General features: G+C 69.8%; 25 protein-coding genes. 6 read left to right on the top strand and 19 right to left on the bottom strand.

The genetic code is table 11. The features are described 5' to 3' along the window. The 4 genes from VF542_RS19590 to rpe form a co-directional block, all read right to left on the bottom strand. On the bottom strand, positions 1-237 hold a 237-nt coding region (locus VF542_RS19590; RefSeq protein WP_408653379.1), incomplete at its 3' end, for a 3,4-dihydroxy-2-butanone-4-phosphate synthase. A 1-nt stretch (position 238) separates the two neighbouring features. After that, on the bottom strand, positions 239-904 hold the full coding sequence (locus tag VF542_RS19585; protein ID WP_408653378.1) for a riboflavin synthase: 666 nt from the start codon (positions 902-904) through the stop codon (positions 239-241). A 2-nt stretch (positions 905-906) separates the two neighbouring features. Beyond that, positions 907-1980, bottom strand: coding sequence for a bifunctional diaminohydroxyphosphoribosylaminopyrimidine deaminase/5-amino-6-(5-phosphoribosylamino)uracil reductase RibD (ribD, locus tag VF542_RS19580; RefSeq protein ID WP_408653377.1), 1074 nt, complete (start codon positions 1978-1980; stop codon positions 907-909). Then, a complete protein-coding gene (gene rpe / locus VF542_RS19575) occupies positions 1977-2657 on the bottom strand; it encodes a ribulose-phosphate 3-epimerase (RefSeq protein WP_408653381.1) in 681 nt (226 codons plus the stop codon). The genes ribD and rpe overlap by 4 nt, the downstream gene beginning before the upstream one ends. Before the next feature lie 182 nt (positions 2658-2839). On the opposite strand from rpe, the gene VF542_RS19570 reads away from it, so the two are divergent. Further along, complete coding sequence (locus VF542_RS19570; protein WP_408653376.1) at positions 2840-3745, top strand: DUF1206 domain-containing protein; 906 nt, start codon at positions 2840-2842, stop codon at positions 3743-3745. A 15-nt stretch (positions 3746-3760) separates the two neighbouring features. Here VF542_RS19570 and VF542_RS19565 read toward each other — a convergent pair whose 3' ends face one another. The 5 genes from VF542_RS19565 to VF542_RS19545 all read right to left on the bottom strand — a co-directional run bounded on the left by VF542_RS19565 (position 3761) and on the right by VF542_RS19545 (position 9034). Continuing rightward, the gene (locus VF542_RS19565; protein ID WP_408653375.1) at positions 3761-5416 is read right to left on the bottom strand and encodes an RsmB/NOP family class I SAM-dependent RNA methyltransferase; all 1656 of its coding nucleotides are present in this window, start codon (positions 5414-5416) and stop codon (positions 3761-3763) included. Next, positions 5400-6380 (bottom strand): methionyl-tRNA formyltransferase, encoded by a 981-nt coding sequence (fmt, locus tag VF542_RS19560; RefSeq protein ID WP_408653374.1) that lies wholly within the window; start codon positions 6378-6380, stop codon positions 5400-5402. Before fmt ends, VF542_RS19565 begins: the two co-directional genes overlap by 17 nt. Beyond that, positions 6377-6940, bottom strand: a complete 564-nt coding sequence (def, locus tag VF542_RS19555) for a peptide deformylase (RefSeq protein WP_408653373.1) — start codon at positions 6938-6940, stop codon at positions 6377-6379. Before def ends, fmt begins: the two co-directional genes overlap by 4 nt. A 76-nt stretch (positions 6941-7016) precedes the next feature. Further along, entirely contained in the window at positions 7017-8663 is a 1647-nt protein-coding gene (locus VF542_RS19550; protein ID WP_408653372.1) for a solute symporter family protein, read from the bottom strand. Then, positions 8660-9034: a DUF485 domain-containing protein gene (locus tag VF542_RS19545; protein ID WP_408653371.1), complete on the bottom strand. Its 375-nt coding sequence runs from the start codon at positions 9032-9034 to the stop codon at positions 8660-8662. Before VF542_RS19545 ends, VF542_RS19550 begins: the two co-directional genes overlap by 4 nt. A gap of 190 nt (positions 9035-9224) precedes the next feature. Between VF542_RS19545 and VF542_RS19540 the strand changes: the two genes are divergently transcribed. After that, positions 9225-11099 (top strand): MFS transporter, encoded by a 1875-nt coding sequence (locus VF542_RS19540; RefSeq protein ID WP_408653370.1) that lies wholly within the window; start codon positions 9225-9227, stop codon positions 11097-11099. A gap of 38 nt (positions 11100-11137) precedes the next feature. On the opposite strand, the gene VF542_RS19535 is transcribed toward VF542_RS19540, so the two are convergent. The 5 genes from VF542_RS19535 to VF542_RS19515 form a co-directional block, all read right to left on the bottom strand. Then, positions 11138-11902, bottom strand: a complete 765-nt coding sequence (locus VF542_RS19535; protein WP_408653369.1) for a hypothetical protein — start codon at positions 11900-11902, stop codon at positions 11138-11140. Positions 11903-11992: 90 nt separating this feature from the next. Then, the gene (locus VF542_RS19530) at positions 11993-12763 is read right to left on the bottom strand and encodes a methyltransferase domain-containing protein (RefSeq protein WP_408653380.1); all 771 of its coding nucleotides are present in this window, start codon (positions 12761-12763) and stop codon (positions 11993-11995) included. A 45-nt stretch (positions 12764-12808) separates the two neighbouring features. Then, positions 12809-13837 carry a hypothetical protein gene (locus VF542_RS19525; protein WP_408653368.1) on the bottom strand — a complete coding sequence of 343 codons (1029 nt, stop codon included), beginning with the start codon at positions 13835-13837 and terminating at the stop codon, positions 12809-12811. Further along, positions 13837-14904, bottom strand: a complete 1068-nt coding sequence (locus VF542_RS19520; protein WP_408653367.1) for an ABC transporter ATP-binding protein — start codon at positions 14902-14904, stop codon at positions 13837-13839. The genes VF542_RS19525 and VF542_RS19520 overlap by 1 nt, the downstream gene beginning before the upstream one ends. Before the next feature lie 148 nt (positions 14905-15052). Beyond that, positions 15053-15295, bottom strand: a complete 243-nt coding sequence (locus tag VF542_RS19515) for an acyl carrier protein (RefSeq protein WP_408653366.1) — start codon at positions 15293-15295, stop codon at positions 15053-15055. Positions 15296-15502: 207 nt separating this feature from the next. On the opposite strand from VF542_RS19515, the gene VF542_RS19510 reads away from it, so the two are divergent. Then, positions 15503-16057 (top strand): SRPBCC family protein, encoded by a 555-nt coding sequence (locus VF542_RS19510; RefSeq protein ID WP_408653365.1) that lies wholly within the window; start codon positions 15503-15505, stop codon positions 16055-16057. A gap of 19 nt (positions 16058-16076) precedes the next feature. On the opposite strand, the gene VF542_RS19505 is transcribed toward VF542_RS19510, so the two are convergent. The 4 genes from VF542_RS19505 to VF542_RS19490 form a co-directional block, all read right to left on the bottom strand. Next, the gene (locus VF542_RS19505) at positions 16077-16532 is read right to left on the bottom strand and encodes a GNAT family N-acetyltransferase (RefSeq protein WP_408653364.1); all 456 of its coding nucleotides are present in this window, start codon (positions 16530-16532) and stop codon (positions 16077-16079) included. Between the two features lie 257 nt (positions 16533-16789). Continuing rightward, positions 16790-17623 (bottom strand): hypothetical protein, encoded by an 834-nt coding sequence (locus VF542_RS19500; protein ID WP_408653363.1) that lies wholly within the window; start codon positions 17621-17623, stop codon positions 16790-16792. 158 nt (positions 17624-17781) lie between these two features. Then, the gene (locus tag VF542_RS19495; RefSeq protein ID WP_408653362.1) at positions 17782-18174 is read right to left on the bottom strand and encodes a DUF1801 domain-containing protein; all 393 of its coding nucleotides are present in this window, start codon (positions 18172-18174) and stop codon (positions 17782-17784) included. Between the two features lie 192 nt (positions 18175-18366). Then, a complete protein-coding gene (locus tag VF542_RS19490) occupies positions 18367-18642 on the bottom strand; it encodes a type II toxin-antitoxin system Phd/YefM family antitoxin (RefSeq protein ID WP_408653361.1) in 276 nt (91 codons plus the stop codon). A gap of 25 nt (positions 18643-18667) precedes the next feature. Between VF542_RS19490 and VF542_RS19485 the strand changes: the two genes are divergently transcribed. The 3 genes from VF542_RS19485 (at position 18668) to VF542_RS19475 (ending at position 21339) form a co-directional block, all read left to right on the top strand. Next, the gene (locus tag VF542_RS19485; RefSeq protein WP_408653360.1) at positions 18668-19777 is read left to right on the top strand and encodes a DUF4037 domain-containing protein; all 1110 of its coding nucleotides are present in this window, start codon (positions 18668-18670) and stop codon (positions 19775-19777) included. Between the two features lie 159 nt (positions 19778-19936). After that, positions 19937-21052 carry a WD40/YVTN/BNR-like repeat-containing protein gene (locus VF542_RS19480; protein WP_408653359.1) on the top strand — a complete coding sequence of 372 codons (1116 nt, stop codon included), beginning with the start codon at positions 19937-19939 and terminating at the stop codon, positions 21050-21052. After that, the gene (locus tag VF542_RS19475) at positions 21049-21339 is read left to right on the top strand and encodes a MoaD/ThiS family protein (protein ID WP_408653358.1); all 291 of its coding nucleotides are present in this window, start codon (positions 21049-21051) and stop codon (positions 21337-21339) included. The genes VF542_RS19480 and VF542_RS19475 overlap by 4 nt, the downstream gene beginning before the upstream one ends. Here the strand turns inward: VF542_RS19475 and VF542_RS19470 are convergent. Beyond that, a partial coding sequence (locus VF542_RS19470; protein WP_408653357.1) for a P-loop NTPase fold protein occupies positions 21336-23580 on the bottom strand: 2245 nt, incomplete at its 5' end. The two genes, VF542_RS19475 and VF542_RS19470, sit on opposite strands and share 4 nt — an antisense overlap.

The raw sequence follows: 23580 nt of genomic DNA, 5'->3' as shown, positions 1-23580 counted from the left end.
CCGGTCCTGGTTGACCCGGAACATCGGCGGGAGGTCCAGCCGGTCGGCGTCCTCCTCGGTGACCGAGACGCAGATGTAGCCCGAGGTGTACCGGACCATGAACGCGACCAGCTCGGGAGTGGCGAGCTCGGCGGCGAAGATCAGATCGCCTTCGTTCTCGCGGTCCTCGTCGTCTACCACCACTACCGGCCGGCCGGCCGCAATCTCGGCGATCGCCTTGTGGATCGGATCCAGCATGTCAGGTGCCGCCGTTCGTAGTCGTGGGTCTCCCATAGGTGAGCAAGCGTTCGGTGTATTTGGCTAGTACGTCCACTTCTAGGTTGACATCATCGCCCACGGCACGGTCGGTAAGGGCGGTTGCACGCAAAGTTTCCGGTATGAGGCCGACCTCGAACCAGTCCGTCCCGTCCGGCTCGGTACCCACCGACGCGACGGTCAGCGACACCCCGTCCACGGCGATCGAGCCCTTCTCGGCGACGTAGCGGGCCAAGCCGGCCGGGATCGAGAAGCGGAAGGTCTCCCAGGCCTCGCCGGGGGTACGGGCCAGCACCGTGGCGGTGCCGTCGACATGGCCCTGCACGATGTGGCCGTCCAGCCGGCTGTCCAGCCGGGCCGCGCGTTCGAGATTGACCCGCCGGCCGGCGGTCAGGCCACCGATCACGCTGCGCTGCAGGGTTTCGGCCATCACGTCGAAATCCAGCTCCAGAACAGCGGCGTCACCGGGGCCCGGGTCGGCGGCCGGATGCCGGCCGACCACGGTCAGGCACACCCCGTTGACGGCGATCGAGGCGCCGTGCGCGATGTCGCTGCCCACGGTGGCCGCGCGGATCCGCAGGACGGCGGAGCTGCTCGCTGACCTGAGCTGTACGACCTCGCCGACCTCTTCGATGATGCCGGTGAACATCGCTATTCCTTTCGCGGCACTGGTTCGACCGCATTCGACCAGACAGGACGGCCGGTGATCTTAAGGTCGTCACCCAGACGCTGCACGTCCTGTACATCCAGTGAGACGGCCTGGGACATGGTCCTTATTCCTGCATCTTCCAGCACGGCGGCCCCGGCGCCCAGCAGTTTCGGGGCGATGTACGCCACCACCTGATCGACCAGCCGGGCCTCCAGGAAGGCTCCGGCCAGGGTGGGGCCGCCCTCCAGCAGCACGTGCCGCACTCCCCGATCGAACAGTGCCTTCAACGCGAATCGCGGCACCGCGGTGTCCAGCACCACCGTCTCGGCCGCGTCGTCGAAGATCCGGGCATCCGGTGGCACCCGGTGCCGCCGATCCATCACCGCCCGCAGCGGTTGCCGGTCGGCCAGCTCGTCCGAGCCCGCGCCCCGGACCCCGCGCACGGTCAGCTGCGGGTCGTCCACCAGGACCGTTCCGCTGCCCACCACGATCGCGTCGACCACGTCGCGCAGGGCGTGCACGTCGGTCCGGGAGAGCGCGTTGCTGACCCACCGGGAGGTGCCGTCGGCGGCCGCCCCCCGGCCGTCCAGGGTGCCGGCGAACTTCCAGGTCACGTACGGCCGGGACTGGGTCACCGCGTGCCGCCACGGACCGAGCACGCCGCGCAGCACCTCGACCTCCTCGACGCCGGCCAGCACCTGCAGACCGGCCTCGCGCAACCGCTGGGCGCCGCCGGCGGCGACCGGATTGGGATCGTCGACGGCATAGACGACGCGGGCGATGCCGGCCTCGATGACCGCCTCGGTGCACGGCCCGGTCCGGCCCAGGTGGTTGCACGGTTCCAGGGTCACCACCAGGGTGCCGCCGGTGGCCCGGCTGCCCGCCGCCCGCAGCGCCATCACCTCGGCATGCTCCTTGCCGACCGGCTGGGTGGCGCCCTCGCCGGCGATCCGGCCGTCCGGGTCGAGCACCACCGCACCGACCGCCGGGTTGGGGCTGGTCCGGCCGGCCACCCGGGCAGCCAGCTCAGCCGCCAGCCGGATCGCCGCCACCTCGGCGTCGCTGGGCTCGCTCATAGCCGGCGGGCGGCGTGGGCAGCGCGCGCCATGCCGGCCCGGGCCTGCTCGCGCAGCAGCCGGACCGCGCGGGCCGGGTCGTCGGCCGCATAGACCGCCGATCCCGCGACGAAGACGTCCACGCCGGCCTCCGCGGCCTGCTCGATGGTCTCGGAACTGATGCCGCCGTCGATCTCGATGAACAGCCGCAGGTGCCCGGAGTTGACGTGCTCGCGGGCCGTGCGGACCTTGCTCAGCACGTCGGGGATGAACTTCTGGCCGCCGAAGCCGGGCTCGACCGACATCACCAGCAGCGTGTCGAACTCCGTCAGGACGTCCAGGTAGGGCTCGATCGGGGTGCCCGGCTTGACCGAGAGCCCGGCCAGCGCGCCGGCGGACCGGATCGCCCGGGCGGTGCCGACCAGGTCGTGGGCGGCTTCGGCGTGGAAGGTCACGTTCGCGGCACCCGCCTCGGCGTAACCCGGTGCCCACCGGTCCGGATCCTCGATCATCAGGTGACAGTCCAGCGGCAGGTCGGTGGCCCGGTGCAGGCTCTCGACCACCGGCAGGCCCAGTGTCAGGTTCGGCACGAAGTGGTTGTCCATGACGTCGACGTGCAGCCAGTCCGCCCCGGCCACCGCCTCGGCCGCCGCCGCCAGGTAGGCGAAGTCGGCGGACAGGATGCTGGGCGCGATCATGGGTTCGGGAGCTGAAGGGGACACGTGCAGAGTCTAGGTGGCCGCCGATGTGACAGACCGGACGTGCCGTGCCCGGTTCCGCGCTCCTCCTCGGTTCCGGATGCCCGGCGTGCGACGAGTCAGGGTTGCACAAGTTAGTCGCTGTTTTAGTCGTCCGTGCTGCCGGTACGTAGGCTGCAAGCATGCCCACCCGCGCTCGCGACCCGGGTGCGGCGCCGGACTGCGTCACTGGCGGAGCGAGCGGCGGAGCCAGAGCACTGCATCTCGCCGCCCGGACCGGCTACCTGGCCCGCGGGCTGTTCTACGTGCTGCTGGCCTACCTCGTGATGCGGATCGCGACGCTCGGGGGCGTAGCCGCGGACCAGGCCCGGCAGGCCGCGCTCTCCGGCGCCGGAACCAGGCCGGCCGCCAGCACCGGCGGCGGGCAGGCCAACGCCGGGGGTGCGCTGTCCCTGATCTCCCAGAGCCTGGCCGGCAAGCTGCTGCTCGGCTGCGCCGCCGCCGGGTTCCTGCTGCTGGCCGCCGTCCGGCTGTTCGCGGCCTGGCGGGACCGGCGTCCTGGCGCGGTGCGGCGGCTCTCCGTCGCCGGCCAGGGACTGAGCTACGTCGCCGTCGGGCTGCTGCCGATCAGCTACCTGCTCGGCAACCGCCGGGCCGGCTCGGAATCACAGCAGCACGACACCACGGCACAGCTGCTCGACATCCCCGGTGGTGCCGTGCTCGTGGTCGGGGCGGGCGTGCTGGTGCTGGCGGTCTGCGGGTGGCAGCTGCGTGGCGTCGCGCGGCAGGACTTCACCGAAGGCCTGGTGGAGGGTGCGCCGGCGCCGCTGGCCAGGCTGGCGCGGGTATCCGGCAGCATCGGCATCGCCGCCCGAGCCGTGGTGTTCGTGCCGATCGGCATCTTCCTGATCGTGGCCGGGTTCAGCTACGACCCGCGTGGCGCCCGCGGACTCGACGGTGAACTGCTGCTGCTGGCCGGTCATGCCTGGGGAGTCGCCGCACTCTGTGTCATCGCGGCCGGGCTGCTCGTCTTCGCGCTGTACTCGCTGATCGAGGCTCGCTACCGCGACGTCACCCGGGGCGTGTAGCTCGGCTCCGTCCGGTCAGGCGGTGCGGCGCAGCGCGGCGAAGAACATCGCGTCGGTGCCGTGCCGGTGCGGCCACAGTTGCACCATGGCCGAGCCCTCGGTGCCGGGCACCTGCGCGAACGCGGGGCGGGCATCGACCAGTTCGACGGCCGGGTTGCCGGCGAGCAGCCGCTCGATCTGGTGCCGGGTCTCCTGCAGGTGCGGCGAGCAGGTGGCGTAGCCGACCAGGCCGCCCGGCCGGACGAGCCGCAGCGCCGCGGCCAGCAAGGCCGCCTGCAGCGTCACCAGTTCCGGCAGGTCTGCCGGGCCGCGCCGCCAGCGTGATTCGGGCCTGCGCCGCAGCGCCCCCAGCCCGGTGCACGGGGCGTCCAGCAGGACCCGGTCATAGCCGCGCTCGTCGGGCTGGCGGGTCCGGGAGTCACCCACCACGATCTCGACGTCCCAGCCCTCGGTCGCCCGGGCGATCAGCTCGGCCCGGTGCGGGTGCAGCTCCTGGGCGGTGAGCCGGGCGCCCCGGCCAGCCGCCAGCGCCGCCAGCAGCGCGGCCTTGCCACCGGGCCCGGCGCACAGGTCCAGCCACCGCTCGTCCGGCCCGGTCAGCGGCAGGCCGGCCAGCGCGAGCGCGCACAGCTGGCTGCCCTCGTCCTGCACGCCGGCCTGGTGCTGCCGGACGGCGGCCAGCGCGCCCGGCTCGCCGCCGGAGCTCAGCCGGACGGCATAGGGCGAGTACGGCCCGGGCTCACCACCGGCCTCGGCAGCGAGCTCGGCCTGGGAGATCCGGCCGGGCCAGCCGACCAGGTGGGTCTCCGGACGCTGGTCGTCGGCGGCCAGCGCCCGCGCCAGCTCCGACTGCTCTGCCGGCTCGGACGGCTCCGCCGGCTCCGACTGCTCCGCCGGCTGGGACGGCTCCGCCGGCTGGGACGGCTCTGCCGGTTCGGAATGCTCAGCGCCGAGAGCGTCGGCGAAGGCGGCCACGATCCAACCCGGATGGCTGTAGCGCAGCGCCAGCTTGCCCAGCGGCGAGGCGTCCTTGGCGATCTCGTCGCACCAGCCGTCGAAGTCCCGGGCGCTGACCTTGCGCAGCACCGCGTTGACGAAGCCCGCCGCCCGGTCGTTGCCGGTGGCTCGCGCTAGATCCACAGTGGTGGCCACCGCGGCATGGGTGGGTATCCGGGTGCGCAGCAACTGGTAGGCACCCAGGCGCAGCAGGTTCAGCACCGAGGTCTGGATGTCGGCGAGGTCCCGGCTGGCGCACCGGCGCAGCACCTCGTCCAGGGTGCCCGAGGCCCGGAGCGTGCCGTAGCCGAGTTCGGTGGCCAGCGCCGCGTCCCGGCCGGTGAGGCCGGCCTCGGCCAGCTGCCGGGGCAGCACCAGGTTGGCGTAGGCGTCCTGCTCGCTGACCGCCTGCAGCACCGCGTAGGCAGCCGCGCGGGGTGCGTCGCGCGCTTCCACGCGCGTCGGGCGGTCGTGCTGGGCAGCCGCCGGCAGGTTGTCGGCGGGGCGGATGTTCTGTGAGCGACCACTGCGCGCTCGGGTCGGGGCCGACCGGCTGCCCTGCCGCCGGTCGGACTGGGTGGACCTGGCCGGGTCGGACCGGCTGCCCTGCCGCCGCTCGCGGGGGTTGGGGTCGTTGGGGTTGCGATGGGTGGGGTTCTCAGCCAAGGCGCTCACCGGAGGCCAGCCGCAGGCCGCGGGCCCAGTCGGCGGCCGGCATCGGGTTCTTGCCGGCCGGCTGCACCAAGCCCAGCCGCAGCGGCGTGGTGGCGGTGCCGACCAGCACCGCGCTCTTGCCGACCAGCAGTTCACCGGCCGGCAGCTCACCGGCCGGCAGCTCACCGGCCGCCGGCGGCGCGTCCGCGGACGCCGACAGCGCGTCGGCCGAGGCCGGTGACGCCGGTCCGAGCTTGAGCCGGCCGTCCCGGAAGGAGGTCCAGGCACCGGGGTCCGGAGTGCAGGCCCGGATCCGGCGCTCCACCGCCAGGGCAGGCTGGCCGAAGTCGATCCGGGCGTCGGCGACGGTCAGCTTCGGCGCGTGGGAGACGCCGTCGGAGGGTTGCGGCTGCGGCCGGAGCGAGCCGTCGGCAATGCCGTCCAGGGTCGCCACCAGCAGCGGCGCGCCCGCCTCGGCGAGCCTGGCGAGCAGCTCACCGCTGGTGTCGGTGGGCCGGACCCGCTCGGTCAGCACCCCGAACACCGGGCCGTCGTCCAGGCCGGGCCCGATCAGGAACGTCGATGCGCCGGTGGTGTCGTCGCCGTGCAGCAGAGCATGTTGCACCGGTGCCGCGCCTCGCCAGGTCGGCAGCAGCGAGAAGTGCAGGTTGACCCAGCCGTGCTTGGGCATGCTCAGCACCGGCTCGCGCAGCAGCGCCCCGTAGGCGACCACCGGAGCGCAGTCGACGTCCAGCTCGGCCAGCCGCCGCACGAAGTCGTCGTCGGCCGGCCGGCCCGGGCTGAGCACCTCGATCTCGGCCTGGCGCGCCAGTTCGGCCACCGGTGACGGGGTCAGCCGGCGGCCTCGCCCCGACGGCGCCTGCGGCCGGGTCAGCACCGCGACCACCTCGTGCACCGGGTGTTCCAGCAGCGCGCGCAGCGACGGCACGGCCACCTCGGGGGTTCCGGCGAACAGCAACCTCACCGAGGGTGGCCGAACACGCCGGTACGGCCACCGTGCGGGCTGAGCTTGACCACCGGCGGCGCGAGCCCCGCCCATTCGGCATTGCGGATCTCGGCCAGCGCCGCCCGGCGGGTCTGCGGATCGAGCCGGTCGACGAACAGCACGCCGTCCAGGTGGTCGGTCTCATGCTGGATGCAGCGCGAGAGCCGGTCGGTGCCGACCACGGTGATCGGGTCGCCGTAGCTGTTCTGGCCGTGTGCCACGACATGTTCCAGCCGGCGGCACTCCCAGGAGAGCCCCGGGATGGACAGGCAGCCCTCCGGACCGTCCTGGGTCTCCTCGGAGGGGAAGTGCAGCACCGGATTGATCAGGTGGCCCTGCTCCTCCTCCGAGACGCGGTAGGTGAACACCCGCAGGCCGACACCGATCTGGGGCGCGGCGAGCCCGGCGCCCGGCGCGTCGATCATCGTCTCGGTCAGGTCGGCGACCAGTCGGCGCAGCTCCTTGTCGAACACGGTCACCGGGTCGGCCGGCGTGCGGAGCACGGGATCACCGAAAAGGCGGATCGGCTGAACTGTCACCCCTGCATTCTAGGGATCGGCGAAAGGTGGCCTCTCACGCTGCGGTGGCGGTGTCGTACACCGCCACCGCAACGCCTCAGTGCGCGGCGACCGCCTGCTCGGCGCCGGCGCCGGTGAGCGAGCGGACCTCCATCTCGGCCGCCTTCTCAGCCGTCGAGCGGTCACGGCTCGAGAGCGTCCCGATGATCGCAAGCAGGAACGACAGCGGGATCGTGACGATCCCCGGGTTGTCGAGCCCGAACCAGTGGAAGTCGACCGACGGATCGGTGAACATCGACGGGCTCTTGCCGGTGGCCGGATTGGCAGGCTTGCCCGACACGACCGGCGAGAAAGCGATCAGCACCAGGCACGAGAGCAGGCCGCCGTAGATGCTGAACAGCGCCCCTCGGGTGTTGAACCGCCTCCAGAACAGCGAGAACACGATCGTCGGCAGGTTGGCGCTGGCCGCTATGGCGAAGGCGAGCGCCACCAGGAAGGCGATGTTCTGGCCGTTGGCCAGGATGCCGCCGATGATGGCGATGATGCCGATGACGACAGCCGTCACCCGCGCGACCCGGACCTCGCCCTCGCTGGTGACCTCCCCGCGCTTGATGACGTTGTTGTAGACGTCGTGTGCGAAGGACGCACTGGCCGTGATCGTCAGACCGGCCACCACGGCGAGGATGGTCGCGAACGCGACGGCGGCGATGAGGCCGAGCAGCACCGTCCCGCCGAGCTCGAAGGCGAGCAGCGGGGCCGCCGAGTTGGCCTTGCCGGGCGCGGCCGCGATCGCCTTCGGACCGACGAGGGCGCCGGCACCGAAGCCGAGGATGAGCGTGAACAGGTAGAAGATGCCGATCAGCCAGATCGCCCAGATGACCGAGCGGCGGGCCTCCTTGGCCGAGGGCACCGTGTAGAAGCGCATCAGGACGTGCGGCAGGCCCGCCGTCCCCAGCACCAGCGCGAGGCCGAGGGAGAGGAAGTCCAGCTTGGTCAAGCTGCTCTTCCCGTACTGCGCGCCGGGGTCGAGCAACTGCGGGCCCGTCTTGCCGGCCTTGTCGACGGACGCGCCGAGCAGGTCGGAGATGTTGAAGCCGTACTTGGCGAGCACCCACACGACCATGACCGCGGCGCCGATGATGAGCAGCGCGGCCTTGATGATCTGCACCCACGTCGTGCCGCGCATGCCGCCGATGAGGACGTAGGCGATCATGAGGACGCCGACGATCGCGATGACGAAGCCCTGGCCGGTCTTGCTGTCGACGCCGAGCAGCAGCGCGACGAGCCCGCCCGCACCGGCCATCTGCGCCAGCAGGTAGAAGAACGTGACGATGAGCGTCGACAGGCCGGCCGCCGCCCGCACCGGCCGCTGCGCGAGCCGGAAGGACAGGACGTCGGCCATCGTGAACCGGCCGGTGTTGCGCAGCAGCTCGGCGACGAGCAGCAAAGCGACGAGCCAGGCGACGAGGAAGCCGATCGAGTAGAGGAACCCGTCGTAGCCGTAGAGCGCGATGGCCCCGGCGATGCCGAGGAAGCTCGCGGCCGACAGGTAGTCACCGGCCAGCGCGACGCCGTTCTGCGGGCCGGTGAAGTTACGCCCGCCCGCGTAGAACTCGCTGGCACCGGCCTTGCGCCGCGAGACCCGCAGGACGATGACCAGCGTGACTACGACGAAGGCGGCGAAGATCAAGATGTTGACGGCCGGCTCGCCGATGTCTTCGGCGGCCAGCAGTTCGGGGCTCATCGGGCGTCCCCGGTCAGGTGGACGCGGCGGGCGAGCTCGGCGGCGGCCGGGTCGAACTTGCGGTCGGCCCACCGGGCGTACACGGTGGTGATGATGAAGGTCGACAGGAACTGCAGCAGGCCGATGATCAAGCCGAGGTGGATGTTCCCGATGACCTTGGTGCCCATGAAGTCGGTGGCGTAGATCGAGAGCAGGACGAAGAGCAGGTACCACGCGAGGAACAGCGCGGACATCGGGAAGACGAAGCGGCGGAAGGTCCGCCGCAGCGCCTCGAACTCGGGCGAGTCGGCGACCTCTTGGTAACTGCCGACCGGGTGGTCGACTCCACTGGTCGGGGGGATGGGATCAGGGCCGCGCATGGATGTCGACATCGGTCTCCTTCGTATCCGCTGTGAGCCGGGTCATAGAAATGCACCATAGCGCTGTGGGCAAGCCGTAGCTGTGGACACTCCGGACACCTGCCGGACGCCGGCTTCCTGGAACAGACGGAATCGCGTCCAGGGCAGAAATTGCCCGCGTCCTCGTTACTAGTTAGTCTGGCTAACGAACGAAAGGACGCTCGTGCCAGTTCCAGCCGCACACACCCGCCGGGTCGCGCTGTCGGTCACGACCGTCGGCATCCTGGCCGCCACCCTGAACTCCTCGATCCTGCTGATCTCGTTGCCGGCGATCTTCGAGGGGCTGGGACTGAACCCGCTGGCCCCGGCGAACATCTCCTACCTGCTCTGGATGTTGATGGGCTATCTGCTGGTGACGGCCGTGCTGGTGGTCACCTTCGGCCGGCTGGGTGACCAGTACGGCCGGGCGAAGCTGTTCAACCTGGGCTTCCTGATCTTCACCCTGGCCTCGGTGGCCTGCGCGCTGGTGCCCAACACCGGCTCGGCCGGGGCGCTGGAGCTGATCGCACTGCGGATCGTGCAGGGCGTCGGCGGCGCCATGCTGACGGCCAACTCGACCGCGATCATCACCGACGCGTTCCCGGCGGACCGGCGCGGTTTCGCCCTCGGCGTCAACCAGGTCGCCGCGGTCGGCGGGTCCTTCGCCGGCCTGGTGGTCGGCGGGCTGCTCTCGGAGTGGCACTGGCGGGCGGTCTTCTGGGTGAGCGTGCCGATCGGTGTCTGGGGCACCTGGATGGGCTACCGCACACTGCACGACAAGGCACGCGACAACCGGCGCAAGGTCGCCATCGACTGGTGGGGAAACCTCACCTTCGGCATCGGCCTGATCGCGATCCTGATCGCCATCACCTACGGCCTGCAGCCCTACGGCGGCCACACCATGGGCTGGACCTCGCCGACGGTGCTGGCCGGGCTGATCGGCGGCATCGCCCTGCTGATCGTGTTCGGGTTGGTCGAGGTCCGGGTCAGCGAGCCGATGATCGACCTCAAGCTGTTCCGGATCCGCGCCTTCGCGGCCGGCCAACTGGTGAACGTCCTGGCCTCGATGGCACGTGGTGGCCTGCAGTTCATGCTGATCATCTGGCTGCAGGGCATCTGGCTGCCGTTGCACGGCTACGACTTCGCCAGCACGCCGCTGTGGGCCGGTATCTACATGCTGCCGCTGACGATCGGCTTCCTGGTGGCGGGCCCCGCGTCGGGCGCGCTGTCGGACCGCTTCGGAGCACGTGCTTTCTCCACCGGCGGCCTGCTGCTCACCGCCGCAACGTTCGGCGGCCTGATGGCGATCCCCGCCGACTTCGACTACGCCCTGTTCGCCCTGCTGCTGGCCCTCAACGGCATCGGCATGGGCCTGATGTCGGCGCCCAACTCGGCGGCCATCATGAACTCGGTGCCGGCCTCCGAGCGCGGTGCGGCCTCGGGCGTGCGTGCCACCGGGATGAACGCCGGCATGGTGCTGTCGATGGGCGGCTTCTTCACCCTGATGGCGATCGGGCTGGCCAGCCGGCTGCCGGCCTCGCTGTATGACGGCCTGACCCGGCTCGGCATCACACCCGACGCCGCCTCCACCATCGCCCGGACACCGCCGGTGGGCACCCTGTTCGCCGCCTTCCTCGGGGACAACCCGATCCAGGCACTGGTCTCCCAGGTCGACCCGCAGCAGCTGCAGCCGGGTTCCGGGGTGGACGTGGCGACGCTGACCGGCCGCTCGTTCTTTCCGCACCTGCTGGCCGACCCGTTCCGGCACGGGCTGGCCATCGCCTTCGGGGTCTCGATCGCGATGCTGCTGATCGCCGCGGTGGCCTCGCTGCTGCGCGGGGAGAAGTACGTGCACGCCGAGGCGCCGGGCATCCCCGAGTCGTCGGGCATCCCCGAGTCGTCGGGCATGGCCAAGTCGTCGGGCATCTCCGAGAGCCACCGCACGGCCGACCAGCACCACGGCGCCGGCAGCGGGCTGGCGCGCGAGGCGGCCGCGCCGGACGGCATCCCGGGCCAGGACGTCGCGTACGAGGACGCGCTGGAGCAGCGGGCCGGTTAACCCCGCGCCCAGTCCGGTGCCGTCGCCCGGATCGGCGGTTACCCGTCCGCGGCGATCGTGATCTCGGTCTGGCGGACCAGGGTGCCCAGGACGGCGCGTTGCTCCGGGGCCAGGTTGAGCAACGCGCTGAACTCGGCACTGGACATCCTGAGTCCGGCACCGTTACGCCCGCCACCGTCCGGCTGCCGAACGGCGCCCGACCCGACAGCGCCCGACCCGACGGCACCCGATGCGACACCACCCGACCCGGCGACATTCAGGCCGGCCGCACCGAAGCCGGCCGCGCGTGAGCCGGGCCGGTTTCCGCTGGGCGACCCGAACCGTTGTTCGAGCAGCGTCTCGATCTCCGCGGCGGTGCGCGGGTCCTCGGCTCCCCAGCCTGAGATGATCGCCACCACGTCCCGGGGGATGTGCAGGAACGCCGCGAGCTGTCCGATGAGAAGTTCGACGTCGGGCAGCGGGCGGCGCTCCTCGACCTTGGTCAGCCGGTACCGGGCGTCGAGTTCCTCGTGCGCGGCCAGTACGAACTCGGTGCGCGACATCCGCATCAGCAGCTCGAGGGTGGCGTCGATGTCAGCCTGCCGTAGCGCCACCCACACGGCGGCCGGCAGTGCGTCCGCCGCGTCGACGCCGTCCACGGCGGTCGCGGCGAAGGCCTCTTCCAGCAGCTCCTCCGCCGCCCGCGCCTCCCGGCCGGCGGCGAACAGCGCCAGCACGGCTACCGGCGCCCGGGCAGCGGTCAGCGCCGCGTCGTACTCGCGCAGCCGCTCGCGCCGCAGTTCGTCCTTCGTCCCCTGAGCCATGGGCCTCAGTGTGCCCGCGACGGCCGGTGATGCCCCGCATTTGACCCAGCGGAGCCGGCCGTCGTGGCGCGGATTACCGATGGTGCCCGACTACCGCTGGTGCCCGATGAGGTGAAACACCCGGCTCAGCTGCCGGTAGGGGTCGCGCAGGCTCGCCTGCAGTTCCACGGCGGCGGCGGCGTCCAGGTCGGTGTCCTCGACCGGCAGGTCGAGCCAGTCGACGAACAGCCAGACGCCGTACCAGGCAACCGGGTCCACCCGGCCCTGACGCATCAACCGCGACAGCTCCTCGACGGTGTCGGCCCGGGTCCGGGTTCCCAGCACACCGACCTCGCCGACGGCGTCGAAGGCGGCCAGCGCGTCCGCCCAGCGGCGATCCAGCGCGGGGCGCACGGCCAGGGTCCGGGCGTTGAGCGCCAGAACCGACACCAGCCCACCGGGCGCGACGCACCGGCACAAGGCGTCGATCATGGGCTCGGGCCGCGGCAGGTACATCAGCACGCCGTGGCAGAGCACGGCGTCGAACGTCTCGCCGTCCACCGCCTGGTGCGCGTTCTGCCCGTCTGCCTGGAGAAGCCGGACCCGACGCCGCACCTCCGCGGGTTCGGCGCCCACCCGCTGTTCGGCCTTGGCGAGCATGGCCTGGGAGGGGTCCAGCACGGTCACCTGGTAGCCCAGCCGTGCCAGCGGCAGCGACTGGTGCGCCGCCCCGCCGCCGACGTCGAGCACCGTGGCCGGAGGCGGTGGGAGGTGCCGGAGCAACTGCTGATGCAGGACGTAGGTGCGCACCCGTCCCTTCACGGTGGCGTAGGCACCCTCGACGAAGGCGTCGGCGAGCGTAGCCCAAGCGTCCTCGGGCATAGCGTCCTCGGGCATAGCGTCCTCGGGGATGTCCTCCGGCATGGCTCAGCTGATGTCGCGGCGAGCGAAGGTCGTCACCGCTGCCGCCGTGGCGACACCCGCGAAGATCAGCAACATCACGGCACCGTGGGCGTTGGAGATGTGGATCTCGCGAGCCATCACGTAGCCCTCTTGCTGGTTGTAGACATCCTTGCCCAACACGGTGATGCCGTTGTTGGCGATCCAGGCGGCCACGTTGGTGGTGAAGAGGTAGGGCTCCAGTTCCCGGTTCACTGCCCGGATGACGTTCTCGACGACGGCGAAGTACACGAACGCCACCCCCAGCGCCGCGGCGGAGTTGCGCATCAGGCTGGCCAGGCTGAAGCCGACCAGGGCGGTGACGAGCACCAGCAGGGCCGCCCGGGCCTGGGCGTTGACGACATGCGACCAGAAGTGCGCGGCCAGCGGGCCGAGCGTCGACACCGGCAGTCCCCGGTAGTGCACCAGCACCTTGGCGGCGCCGTACCACACGATCTGGGCGATCACCGCGAGCATCAGTACCGAGCTGAGCAGGGCCACCAGCTTGGCAGCCATCACCCGCAACCGCCGGGGTTCCCAGAACAACCAGGCGACCAGGTTCTTGCTGGACCATTCCGCGCCGATGAAGGAGGCGGCCAGCAGGAAGGCGACCATCGCGGTCGCCGCTCCCACCGCGAGCGCGTAGTCATCGATCTGCTCGGGTAGGAACGGCTGGTTGCGCAAGAACTGGTCGATCGGGAACTGCTCGGCCGTGGGCGGTGTGCAGTCCTGCACGGTCTCGCCCTGCACGGTTTCGTCCTGCTGGCACTGCTGGGTGATCTGCTGGTCGCGCTGCGCGGTGGCCTGGGCAATGTCGGCGGCGGTGACCCGGTCGTGGTAATGCCAGATCAGTGCGATCGCGATCAGGTAGCCGATCAGGCCGAGGCCGACGATGACCCGGGTGAACCGGCGGGCCGCCAGCCGGCGGAACTCGGCGCGGACCAGCCGACCGAAGGCCGGTGCGGAGGTGCGCGGGCCGGTCGCGGAGACCGGCGTGCCAAGGTCGGCGCGGGTCATCACGGCTGCCCGGCTATCACGGGCTGCGCCGGTTCGGGTTGCGCTGGTTCGGGTTGCGGTGGCTGGGGTTGCGGTGGCTCCGGGCTCGACAGCACGGGTTGCGGCAGGGGCGGCGATGCCCCCCGTTTCGACGACCCCGGTGGGCCGGCGGGCGATCCGTCGGCCTCGGCGGTCAGCTCCAGGAACACGCTTTCCAGGTCGGCGCCGATCGGGGTCAGCTCGCTGAGATAGTGCCCGGCGTCGCTGAGTGTCTTGGTCACGGCGGCGGGGTCGCTGACTCCGCTGACCCGCCAGGCGTCCGGCAGCGAGCTCACGGTGAAGCCGGCACGTTCGAGGACGGCTCGCCCGCCGGCCGGATCGGCCAGCCGGACCCGGACGTCGCCGGTGGTGCTGGAGGCGAGCAGGTCGGCGACCGAGCCGGTGCTGATCACCCGGCCGCGCGACATGATCGCCACCCGGTCACAGACCTGCTGTACCTCGCTGAGCTGGTGGGAGGACAGCAGCACGGTCACGCCGCCGGCGCCGAGCCGGACGATGAGTTCACGGACCTCCCGGATGCCGGCCGCGTCCAGGCCGTTGCCGGGCTCGTCCAGGATCAGCAGTTCCGGGTTCTTCAGCAGCGCCGCCGCGATGCCCAGCCGCTGCTTCATGCCGAGTGAGTAGCCCTTGACCCGGTCACCGGCCCGCGAGGTCAGCCCGACGAACTCCAGCAGCTCGTCCACCCGCCGGGTGTCGATGGCGCTGGCGTCGGCGAGCAGGCGCAGGTTGCGGCGGCCGCTGAAGTTCGGGAAGAAGAGCGGTGTCTCGACCAGGGAGCCGATCCGACCGATCACCTGCGGCAGCTGGGCGGGCACCGGGTGACCGAGCACCCGCATGCTGCCCGAGTCCGCCCGCACCAGGCCCAGCAGCAACCGGATCGTGGTGGTCTTGCCCGAGCCGTTCGGGCCGAGAAAACCGAAGACGCCGCCGGGCTCGACGTCGAGGTTCAGGCCGCGGACGGCATGCTCGGCGGGCTTGCGCCAGCGGCGGTAGGTCTTGTGCGCGTCATGGATCTCGATGATCGGCATAGTCACCCCCTGGTGGAGGGTGACTATGCCTCACCGAACGGCCGACTGTGGGATTTCGAGCGCGATCAGCCTGACCTTCCGGTGCCCCCGTTCGAACTCATCCTGCCGGTGCCCGGCTTTGGCTCAGGTCACCGCTGGACCGCTCGGCTCAGGTCACCGCTGGGCCGGACTCATCCGACCCGCTGAGCTCCTTGAGGAACTCGTGGCACCGCTTGCCCCGCTCGGAGTCCTGCTTCATGACCTCGCGGAAGAAGTCCGCGATGTCCTCGCGACCGGCGTTGGATGCGTCGCGGACGTACTGGCCGTAGTCGTGGCCGGCTTTCAGGGAGTGGTACTGCACGGAGATCAGGTCAAAGGTAACGTCGTCGAACCCGGTTTCACCGGTTGCCATCGCGAACACCTTCCCTACTCGGTTCGCAATGCCAGAGCACTGTCACCCACGCGCCGGCATTGCGCGATGTGACGGTTTGCTCTGTCCAGCCCAGCATCTTGGGTTTCCGCGCGGGCTGTCAAGACTGCGGCTGGTACATCGACCCGCGACAGGTGCGCGGGCCGACAATCCCAAGCCTTGTCCCCTCTGCGCGTCGCAGGATACTTTGTGCCGAACTGGGCGAACGCCGAGGACACCGATGAATCGGAGGAGCTCATGGAGCAGCCGAAGGTCGTGGAGGAGAGCGTCTTCATCGCTGCGACTCCGGCCGCCGTCTACCGGGCGGTGAGCTCCATCCAGCGGATGCGGGAGTGGAGTCCGGAATTTCTCGGTGCCTGGTTTCGCGGCCCCGTGCGCGTCGGAACCCGCTTCATCGGGTTCAACCGTCGGCGAGGCTGGATCTGGTTCACCACCGCAGTGGTGACCCGGGCCGACGAGGCTCGGGAGTTCGCCTTTCGGGTGACGACCTTCGGCCTGCCGGTCGCGGAGTGGGGCTATCGCATGACCCCCCGGGACGGGGGCACGACGGTAACGGAGTATTGGCATGATCTCCGGGCCGGGCGTGGCGCTCCCGTCACCAAGCTGTTGGGGATCATCTTCACCGGTGCCCGCCCCGACGACCGCCCCTCGCTGAATCGGGCCGGCATGCGTCGAACGCTGGCCGCCATGAGCCGGGGCCTCGAAGGCGAAGGCAAAGACGTTGGGTCCAGCCGCCCCGCCTGAGCCTTTCCCCAACCATCGTTCAGGAAAAGCGGATTCCTGGCCTCGGATCGGTGCTGAGCACCGACATGACGAGCTCGTCGTGCCAGTGGCCCTCCCACAGCAGCACATCGCGCAACCGGCCCTCCAGCTGGAACCCGCACTTCTCATACACCCGGAGCGCCCGCGGATTGAAGTCGAAGACGCCCAGGCTGACCCGGTGCAGGCCCGCGGTGTCGAGGGCGTACTCGAGGACCAGCCGGGTGACCTCCGTTCCGTAGCCCCTGCCGTACGCCTCGGGGCCGGCAAGCCAGATTCGGTAGTTGACTGAGGCGTTGTCGGCGTCGAGGTCGTTGAGCACCGCCTCGCCGAGAAAGGCGCCGTCGGAGCGGCGCAACACCGCCCAGTCGGCGCGATCATGCTGCAGCGCCCGGCTGTTCAGCCACTGCTCGGTCTGCGCCCGGTCGAAGGATGCGTGGGTGCCGGTGAGCCGGCCCACTTCCGGATCGGCCAGGCCCGCGAAGGTAGTCCTCCAGCACCGCGCCGGTCAGCGGTTCCAGCCGGACCAGGTCACCGGTCAGCACCGGCTGGTCGCGAAACAGGTCAGCGCGCACGGCGACCATCCTCGCAGCTGGGAGTGGTTTCCGAGTGCCCCTCAGCTCCGCCATGACACGCTCACTCGACCCTGACCTGAATTCAGCGAGTACGGGCGTTCCGTTATCCGGTACGGAATCGATCAGGGGGTCGGGCCCCGTTTTACTTGGCGAAAGTTCCCTGCAGACGCCACGTCGTTGATTGGTGCTCGACGAACGAACCCCCAGCTTCGAGCCCCGACTTCGACACCAGCACCTTCAACCCCGCGTTGACGCCATAATCGTCCGCCGAGCGGACATCCAGGGAGAAGGAAGTCAGTCCGGAACGCATCCGGGCTTCGGCGACTTCCATCCAGAGTGGCTCGTGGCTGAACCACACCAGACCATCCGGAACGTGTGGCGCCTCTGTGGGACTCAGCGTCATCCTCGTCATCACGTAGTTGCCGCTGGCTCGGTTGCGTTCGGCTGAGGCTCCCAACTCCACCTGATCCGATCCGGGAACCGGCACGCTGAGATGGATGCCTGCGTTGTGGTCCCAGCCTTCGATGCGCACGACCTCGACCGTCTGCGCGCCGAGGGACCGGATCAGCCTGAGAGCTTCGGCGACCTTGTGCTCGAAGAGGAACGTATGAAACTGGGCAACTGGAAGGTACTTCGGCTTGTCGATGGGGTGGCCTACGTAGACAACCTTTCTCCGTGGGTGGCCGATCGGGAACTCGAGCTGCGTTGCTTCGACGGGGGTCACGGCCAGCAGTTCTCCCGTACGACCGTCCGTGTTCTGGCGGAATTTCTGGATCGCCGCAGCCGCTAACAGAGGGCCCATACCAAGCGGGACCACCGGGGAGATCACCGAGAGCAACGTCGTGACTACCGCGCTCGTGGACTTCCGAGCGAGGAAGCCGGCATCATCGGGCGTGACGGTGGTGACGACAACCATGCGGCGCTCGTCGTACGGAAGCGCGAGCAGCTGTCTCGGCTCAGCTGGCTGCGCACTCACGAGCCAGAACTTAGGTCATGTTTGTTTGCGCCGCCACCCCCGCTTGGATGGCTCCTAGCAAGAGCACCTCAAGAGACGACAGTCGTGGCGCTGGCTGGTGCCGGAGCAGCAGCTGGACGAACCCTGGCAGGTGCCCGTTGGAGCCGCTGGTGACTGCCTCAGGTCCGCGTGAGCTTGCGCCAGCCGCCGGCCCGGTTGTCGGCGATGATCTGGCGGAACATCGCGGTCAGCGCGCGAGAGTTGATCTGCTCCCCCGGCCGGATCGCCACCGTACGGGCGGTCTTGTTGTCGTGGCCGGCGGTGATGATGTGCTCGGGGTCAGCGACGATGCCGCCGTCGTAGAGGAAGACGTTGACGTGATCCTTGGCAGCCAGTAACGCGCAGATGTTGCCCTGCAGGACGAAGTACGGCCGGTCGCGCCGCTTGATCGTCTCGGTGACCTCCGGGTCCGCCGCGTGCACCAGGTCGCGCACCTCCCGGCAGATCGACTGCTGCCAGTCGGTGAGGCCGTCGATGTAGGCGTCCACCCGCGGATCCTTGACGTAGCTCATGGCTGCTCCTTCACCGCCGCCCGGCCGCGTCGAGAGGTCCACCTACGTCACCGAGGGCGATAGGCGTGCGCACGAAGGTCGACGTGCAGTATCACTATGGTCTGAGAATCTCATCGATCGGAAGCAGTACCGAGTCACCGTTGCGGGCGCTCCATATCCCTTGAAGCTCACCGGACCACTCGACCCGATAGGTCACCGCGGCGGAAGGCCGAGCTGGTTACGCAACTCGTCACTGCCGATGGTGCGACCGGCTTCAACGTCCGCGTCCGCCTCGGCGATCGATTCACGGATACCAGGACCCGACAGCCAGTACACCGTTTCCTGCAGGGACTCCAGATCGTCAGCCGTGATGATCACCGCGGCGGGTCGACCATGCTTGGTGATGAGGATCTGCTCGTGAGTCGATTCGGCTTCGTCCGCCAATTCATTCAGACGCGCCCTGACTTCGGTCACCGTCATACTCCGCATGCCGCCACAATGGCACAGTAGGGCCATGGTGGCTCAGTTCCTTCCCGGACTGGAACTGTCGCGACGCTTCTACTCCGACGCCGTGCTGCCGATCCTGCAGCGCACCCTGCCTGGCATCCCGTTCAGCGCGGCCCGGCTGGGGTCCGGCTCCGAGGTGCTGGGCTTGGACACCGACCGCTCCACCGATCACGAGTGGGGTCCCCGGTTGCAGATCTTCCTGCGCGAGGAGGACCTGCGGACCCGCGGCGAGTCGACCTGGCAGGCGCTGGCCGAGCAGTTGCCCAAGTCCTTCGCCGGCTGGCCCACGCACTTCCACGCTCCCGACGGCGGCCCGATCGGGCACATGGCCGAGACCGACGGCCCGGTCAACCACCGCATCGCCGTCACCAGCATCGCCGGGTGGTTCGGCTACGAGCTCGGGTTCGACCCGCTCGGTGAGATCACCGCGCTGGACTGGCTGGCAGCACCCACCCAACGCCTCGCCGAGAACACCGGCGGCGCGGTGTTCTCCGACGGGCTGGGCCAGCTGGCCGAAGCCCGTCGGCGCATCCAGTGGTATCCCGATGACCTCTGGCGCTACGCCCTGGCCTGCCAGTGGCAGCGGATCTCCCAGGAGGAGGCGTTCGTCGGGCGGGCCGGTGAGGTCGGCGACGAGCTGGGCTCGGCTGCGGTCGCGGCCCGGCTGGTGCGCGACCTCATCCGGCTGAGCTTCCTGCTCGAGCGGCGCTGGGCGCCGTACTCGAAGTGGCTCGGCTCGTCGTTCGGCACCCTGGCGATCGCTGCCGTGCTGAAAGAGTCACTCGAAACCGTGCTGAGCGCGACAACATGGAAGGACCGGCAGACCGGCCTGTGCGCGGCCTACCAGCTCCTCGGGCAGGCACAGAACCGGCTGGCGCTGAGCGCGCCCGTCGATCCATCCGTCCGGCCCTATCACTACCGTCCGTACCTGGTCCTGCACGCCGAACGCTTCGCCGACGCACTCCGCCGCGGTATCGCCGACCCCGCGGTCAGAGGCCTGCCGCCGCTGGGCACCATCGACCAGGTCGTGGACAGCACCGACGTCCTCACCTCCCCTGCCCGGACTCGCGCCGTCATGCGGGCCCTGCTGGCCGAGACGGCGCCGTCCCAGCCCTGAGCTGGGTGCTCGAGGCGAGGCTCAGCCAGCAATAGCCGGATCGGCCAGGCGTGGGGTGTGGACGCCGGGCCGTGACCCGTCGTAGGTTTTTCCCACAGCGATGAGCACGGTGCCGATATGCCGCACTCGTCGCGACACACTCGGTTCGGGGGGCGGGCGATGAGTGGAGTACGGGTTCTGGTCGGCACCCGCAAGGGCGCCTTCCTGCTGACCTCGGACGAGCGCAGGCAGGACTGGCAGGTCAGCGGTCCGCAGTTCGCGGGCTGGGAGGTGTACCACCTGGCCGGCTCGCCGGTCGACCCGGACCGGCTGTACGCCTCGCAGTCCACCGGCTGGTTCGGCCAGCTGATCCAGCGTTCGGACGACGGCGGGGCCAGCTGGGAGCCGGTCGGCAACGACTTCAGCTACGCGGGCGTGCCGGGCACCCACCAGTGGTATGACGGGACGCCGCACCCGTGGGAGTTCGCCCGGGTCTGGCACCTGGAACCCTCGCCGGCCGACCGGGACACCGTCTATGCCGGCGTGGAGGATGCGGCCCTGTTCCGCTCCACCGACGGCGGCCTCAGCTGGCAGGAGGTGCGCGGCCTGCGCGAGCACGGCTCGGGCCCGCACTGGCAGCCCGGCGCCGGTGGGATGTGCCTGCACACCGTCGTCCTCGATCCGGAGGATGCCGACCGGATCTTCGTCGCCATCTCCGCAGCCGGGGTGTTCCGCACCGACGACGGCGGCACCTCCTGGCAGCCGGTCAACAAGGGCCTGCTCTCCGACGGCATCCCGTCACCGGCCGCCGAGGTGGGGCACTGTGTGCACAAGCTGGCGATGCACCCGTCCCGGCCGCGGACGCTGTTCATGCAGAAGCACTGGGACGTGATGCGCAGCGACGACGGCGGGGACAGCTGGCACGAGATCAGCGGCGACCTGCCGAGCGACTTCGGCTTTCCGATCGCCGTGCACGCGCACGAGCCGGACACCGTCTACGTGGTGCCGATCACCAGCGACTCGCACCACTTTCCGCCGGACGGCAAGCTGCGGGTGTACCGCAGCCGCACCGGCGGCAACAGCTGGCAGCCGCTGACCACCGGGCTGCCGCAGCAGGACTGCTACGTCAACGTGCTGCGCGACGCGCTGGCGGTCGACTCGCTGCCCGAGTGCGGGATCTACTTCGGGACCACCGGCGGGCAGGTGTACGCCTCGGCCGACTCCGGCGACAGCTGGACCGCGATCGTGCGTGACCTGCCGGCGGTGCTGTCGGTGGAAGTGCAGACGCTGCCATGATCCGGGTACTGCTGCCCGCGCACCTGCGCCAGCTCGCCCAGTGTGACCGCGAGGTGTCGGTGGAGTCCGAGGCCACCCAGCGGGCGGTGCTCGACGCCCTGGAGCGGCAGTACCCGGCGCTGCGCGGCACCCTGCGCGATCCCGGGACGGGCCGGCGGCGCCCGTTCGTCCGGTTCTTCGCCTGCGAGCAGGACGTCTCGCACGAGCCGCCGGACGCCCCGTTGCCCGAGGCGGTGGCGGCCGGGAGGGAACCGTTGCTGGTCGTGGGGGCGATGGCCGGGGGCTAACCCCGTTGACGTGTTCGGGCCGCCGGTCGCTCCGGGATCGTCGGCGCCGCAAGCCGGATCGCTGCCGGAACATTCGTTGCACCTGCTGCCAACGGCGAGAGGATGAAGGAGAACCGGGCTACCAACGGGCCCCACCGCTGGAAGGCCGTCAGGTCCGGCAGCGTGACCAGCGCGCTGGCCTGCGTGAGCTTGGGAAGAACCTGTTCCCAGCTCTCCGGCTGCCCAAGCTTGCCGAGGGTGTTGCACCACCCGCCTGTTGGGGACGCTTCTGGAGCAAGGCCGTGGAGCAACTCCGGCCAGCTGGTACTCGCTGAACGATGGCAGATACCGCCGGCCACCCCGGTCGTGGAGTCCGGAGGCGACCAGAGCAGGTCGCCGACGAGGCGGGGTTCGGCGGTGAGCAGCCCGAGCAGCACGATAACGGCTTGGAACTCACCAGGAGTTCCCTCATCTCCGAGGAAGACCGAGGCCGGGCTCAAGTTTCCTCTGCACCGCAGTGTCCGGTACAGGTTGAAGACTCGCTTCGCCTCTCTAGGGGTCTGCACGAGTGGCGCGAGGGCACGCAGGTGCGTGACCTCCTCGGCGGAGAGCGGCCGTGGTTTGAGCCGGTAGCCATGGTCGATCCGATCGACGAAGGATCCCCGCTCGACCGGGGCCTCAGCGGCAACTCCCGCAGCGGCGGACCGACCGACCGGTTCGGCACTCGCCAGCTCTGTGTCTTGCCGCGCCGGCTGTTCGGTAGCCACCAGCGGCTCCGCCTCGTCGAGATCCGTTCCAGGGTTGGGGTCGATCGAGCGCGAGACGACCGTTGGCGTTGGCGCGTCCGGTTTGGTAGCCGGTACGACTGACCATCCGCTGATCAGGTCGGCGAAGCTGTCCGGGTTCATGCCGGGCAACACGAACGGAATATTGAAGATCTTCTCCAAGTAGTTCAGCGGAGTCGCATCCCAGGCACTGGATTCCGACTGCGGCAGCTGGTCAGCAGGAGGTGCGGCGGCGGTAGCGAAGTTGCTCCGGTATCGCTGTTCGAGCGAATGCAGCAGCCACCGTGGATCGACCCCGACGACTACGACGAACAGATCCAGCGCCAGTAACAGGTGAACCGCCTGCAGCACCTCGACCACCTGGTCAGGCGAGCAACGGTCGAGATCGTCGATGTAGAGCACGATCCGATCGATCGGCTGATGACTGCCATGGTCTTCAGGGTGTTCGCGCCAGTCCCGCATCAGGTCTATCAACTTCTCGAAGTCCCGCCTGATGGTGGAGATCAGCCCGAGCTTGCTCTGGTAGTCCTGGCTCGCCGCCCGGTCGGCCACGAAGCCGTAGAACCGCTGACCGGGAGCCTGTTCGGCCAGTTGCCGTCCGATCTCACCCGCCCGGGCCCGCACCTCCTGGAGTTGGGTTGTCAGGATCTCGGCTTCGGCTTCGGCCTCGGTGAGCGCGAGAACCTGTTTCTCCACCTTCTTCGTTACCTCCGCGTCCTTCGCTTCGCGGGCTTCGGTGGCCACCTTCGCCAGCAGCCGCGCACCCGCGCCTACCCGTCCGATGAAAGCTGTCAGGGCCACGAGCCCGCCGGCCATCCCCACCAACCCGCCGCTGACCAGCCAATTCCGCAAGGCATTGGATGCCAGCGACCCCGCTGCGAGCACCAGGATTGACAGGACGACCAGCACCGCCAGCTCGACGCCCCGTCTACCCGCGGTGGCTCTGCGGAAGGTGTTGACGTCCTGGTTGACTCCGCGAATCTGTTGGGTCAGCAGCTGAGCCTGCTCGACCTCGTCAGTGATACCGAGGTGCTTCCACGCTGCCTGTAACTCACTCCTGAAGCTGTCAGACCCGGCGACCGATCGCAGCAGCACCGCCACCGCCTCGCCCTGCTTCTCGCGGGCATCATCCAGGCGGGTTCGTAGCGCGGTGGTCTTGAGCTGGGCGTTCTTAGTGACCACCTCCAACTCGCGTTCTTGGCTCAGGACATCGCCCAGATCCTTGACCAGTTGCTTACGGCGAGCTTTCTCCATCTCACGCGCCTGGGCATCCTGCTCGTCGGCCCGGGGCCGGGCGAGCTGCCGAAAGATCTCATCGCCCAGGCTTGCCCAGAGGTTCGTGTCGGCGTAATGCCAGGCATTGAAACCGATCTGCTCGATCCGCGGCAGGTATCCCTCCTCGGTGCTCAGCTCGGCGACCTGCTGGCGCAGCCGGCCCATGAAGAAACTCTTGCCCGAGCCCCACTCACCGAACAGT

The sequence above is a fragment of the Jatrophihabitans sp. genome, assembly GCF_036389215.1.
Classification (GTDB): Bacteria; Actinomycetota; Actinomycetes; order Mycobacteriales; family Jatrophihabitantaceae; genus Jatrophihabitans_A.
The sequence above is the reverse complement of the archived record's forward strand: the minus strand, read 5'-3'. Positions and strand labels throughout refer to the sequence as shown.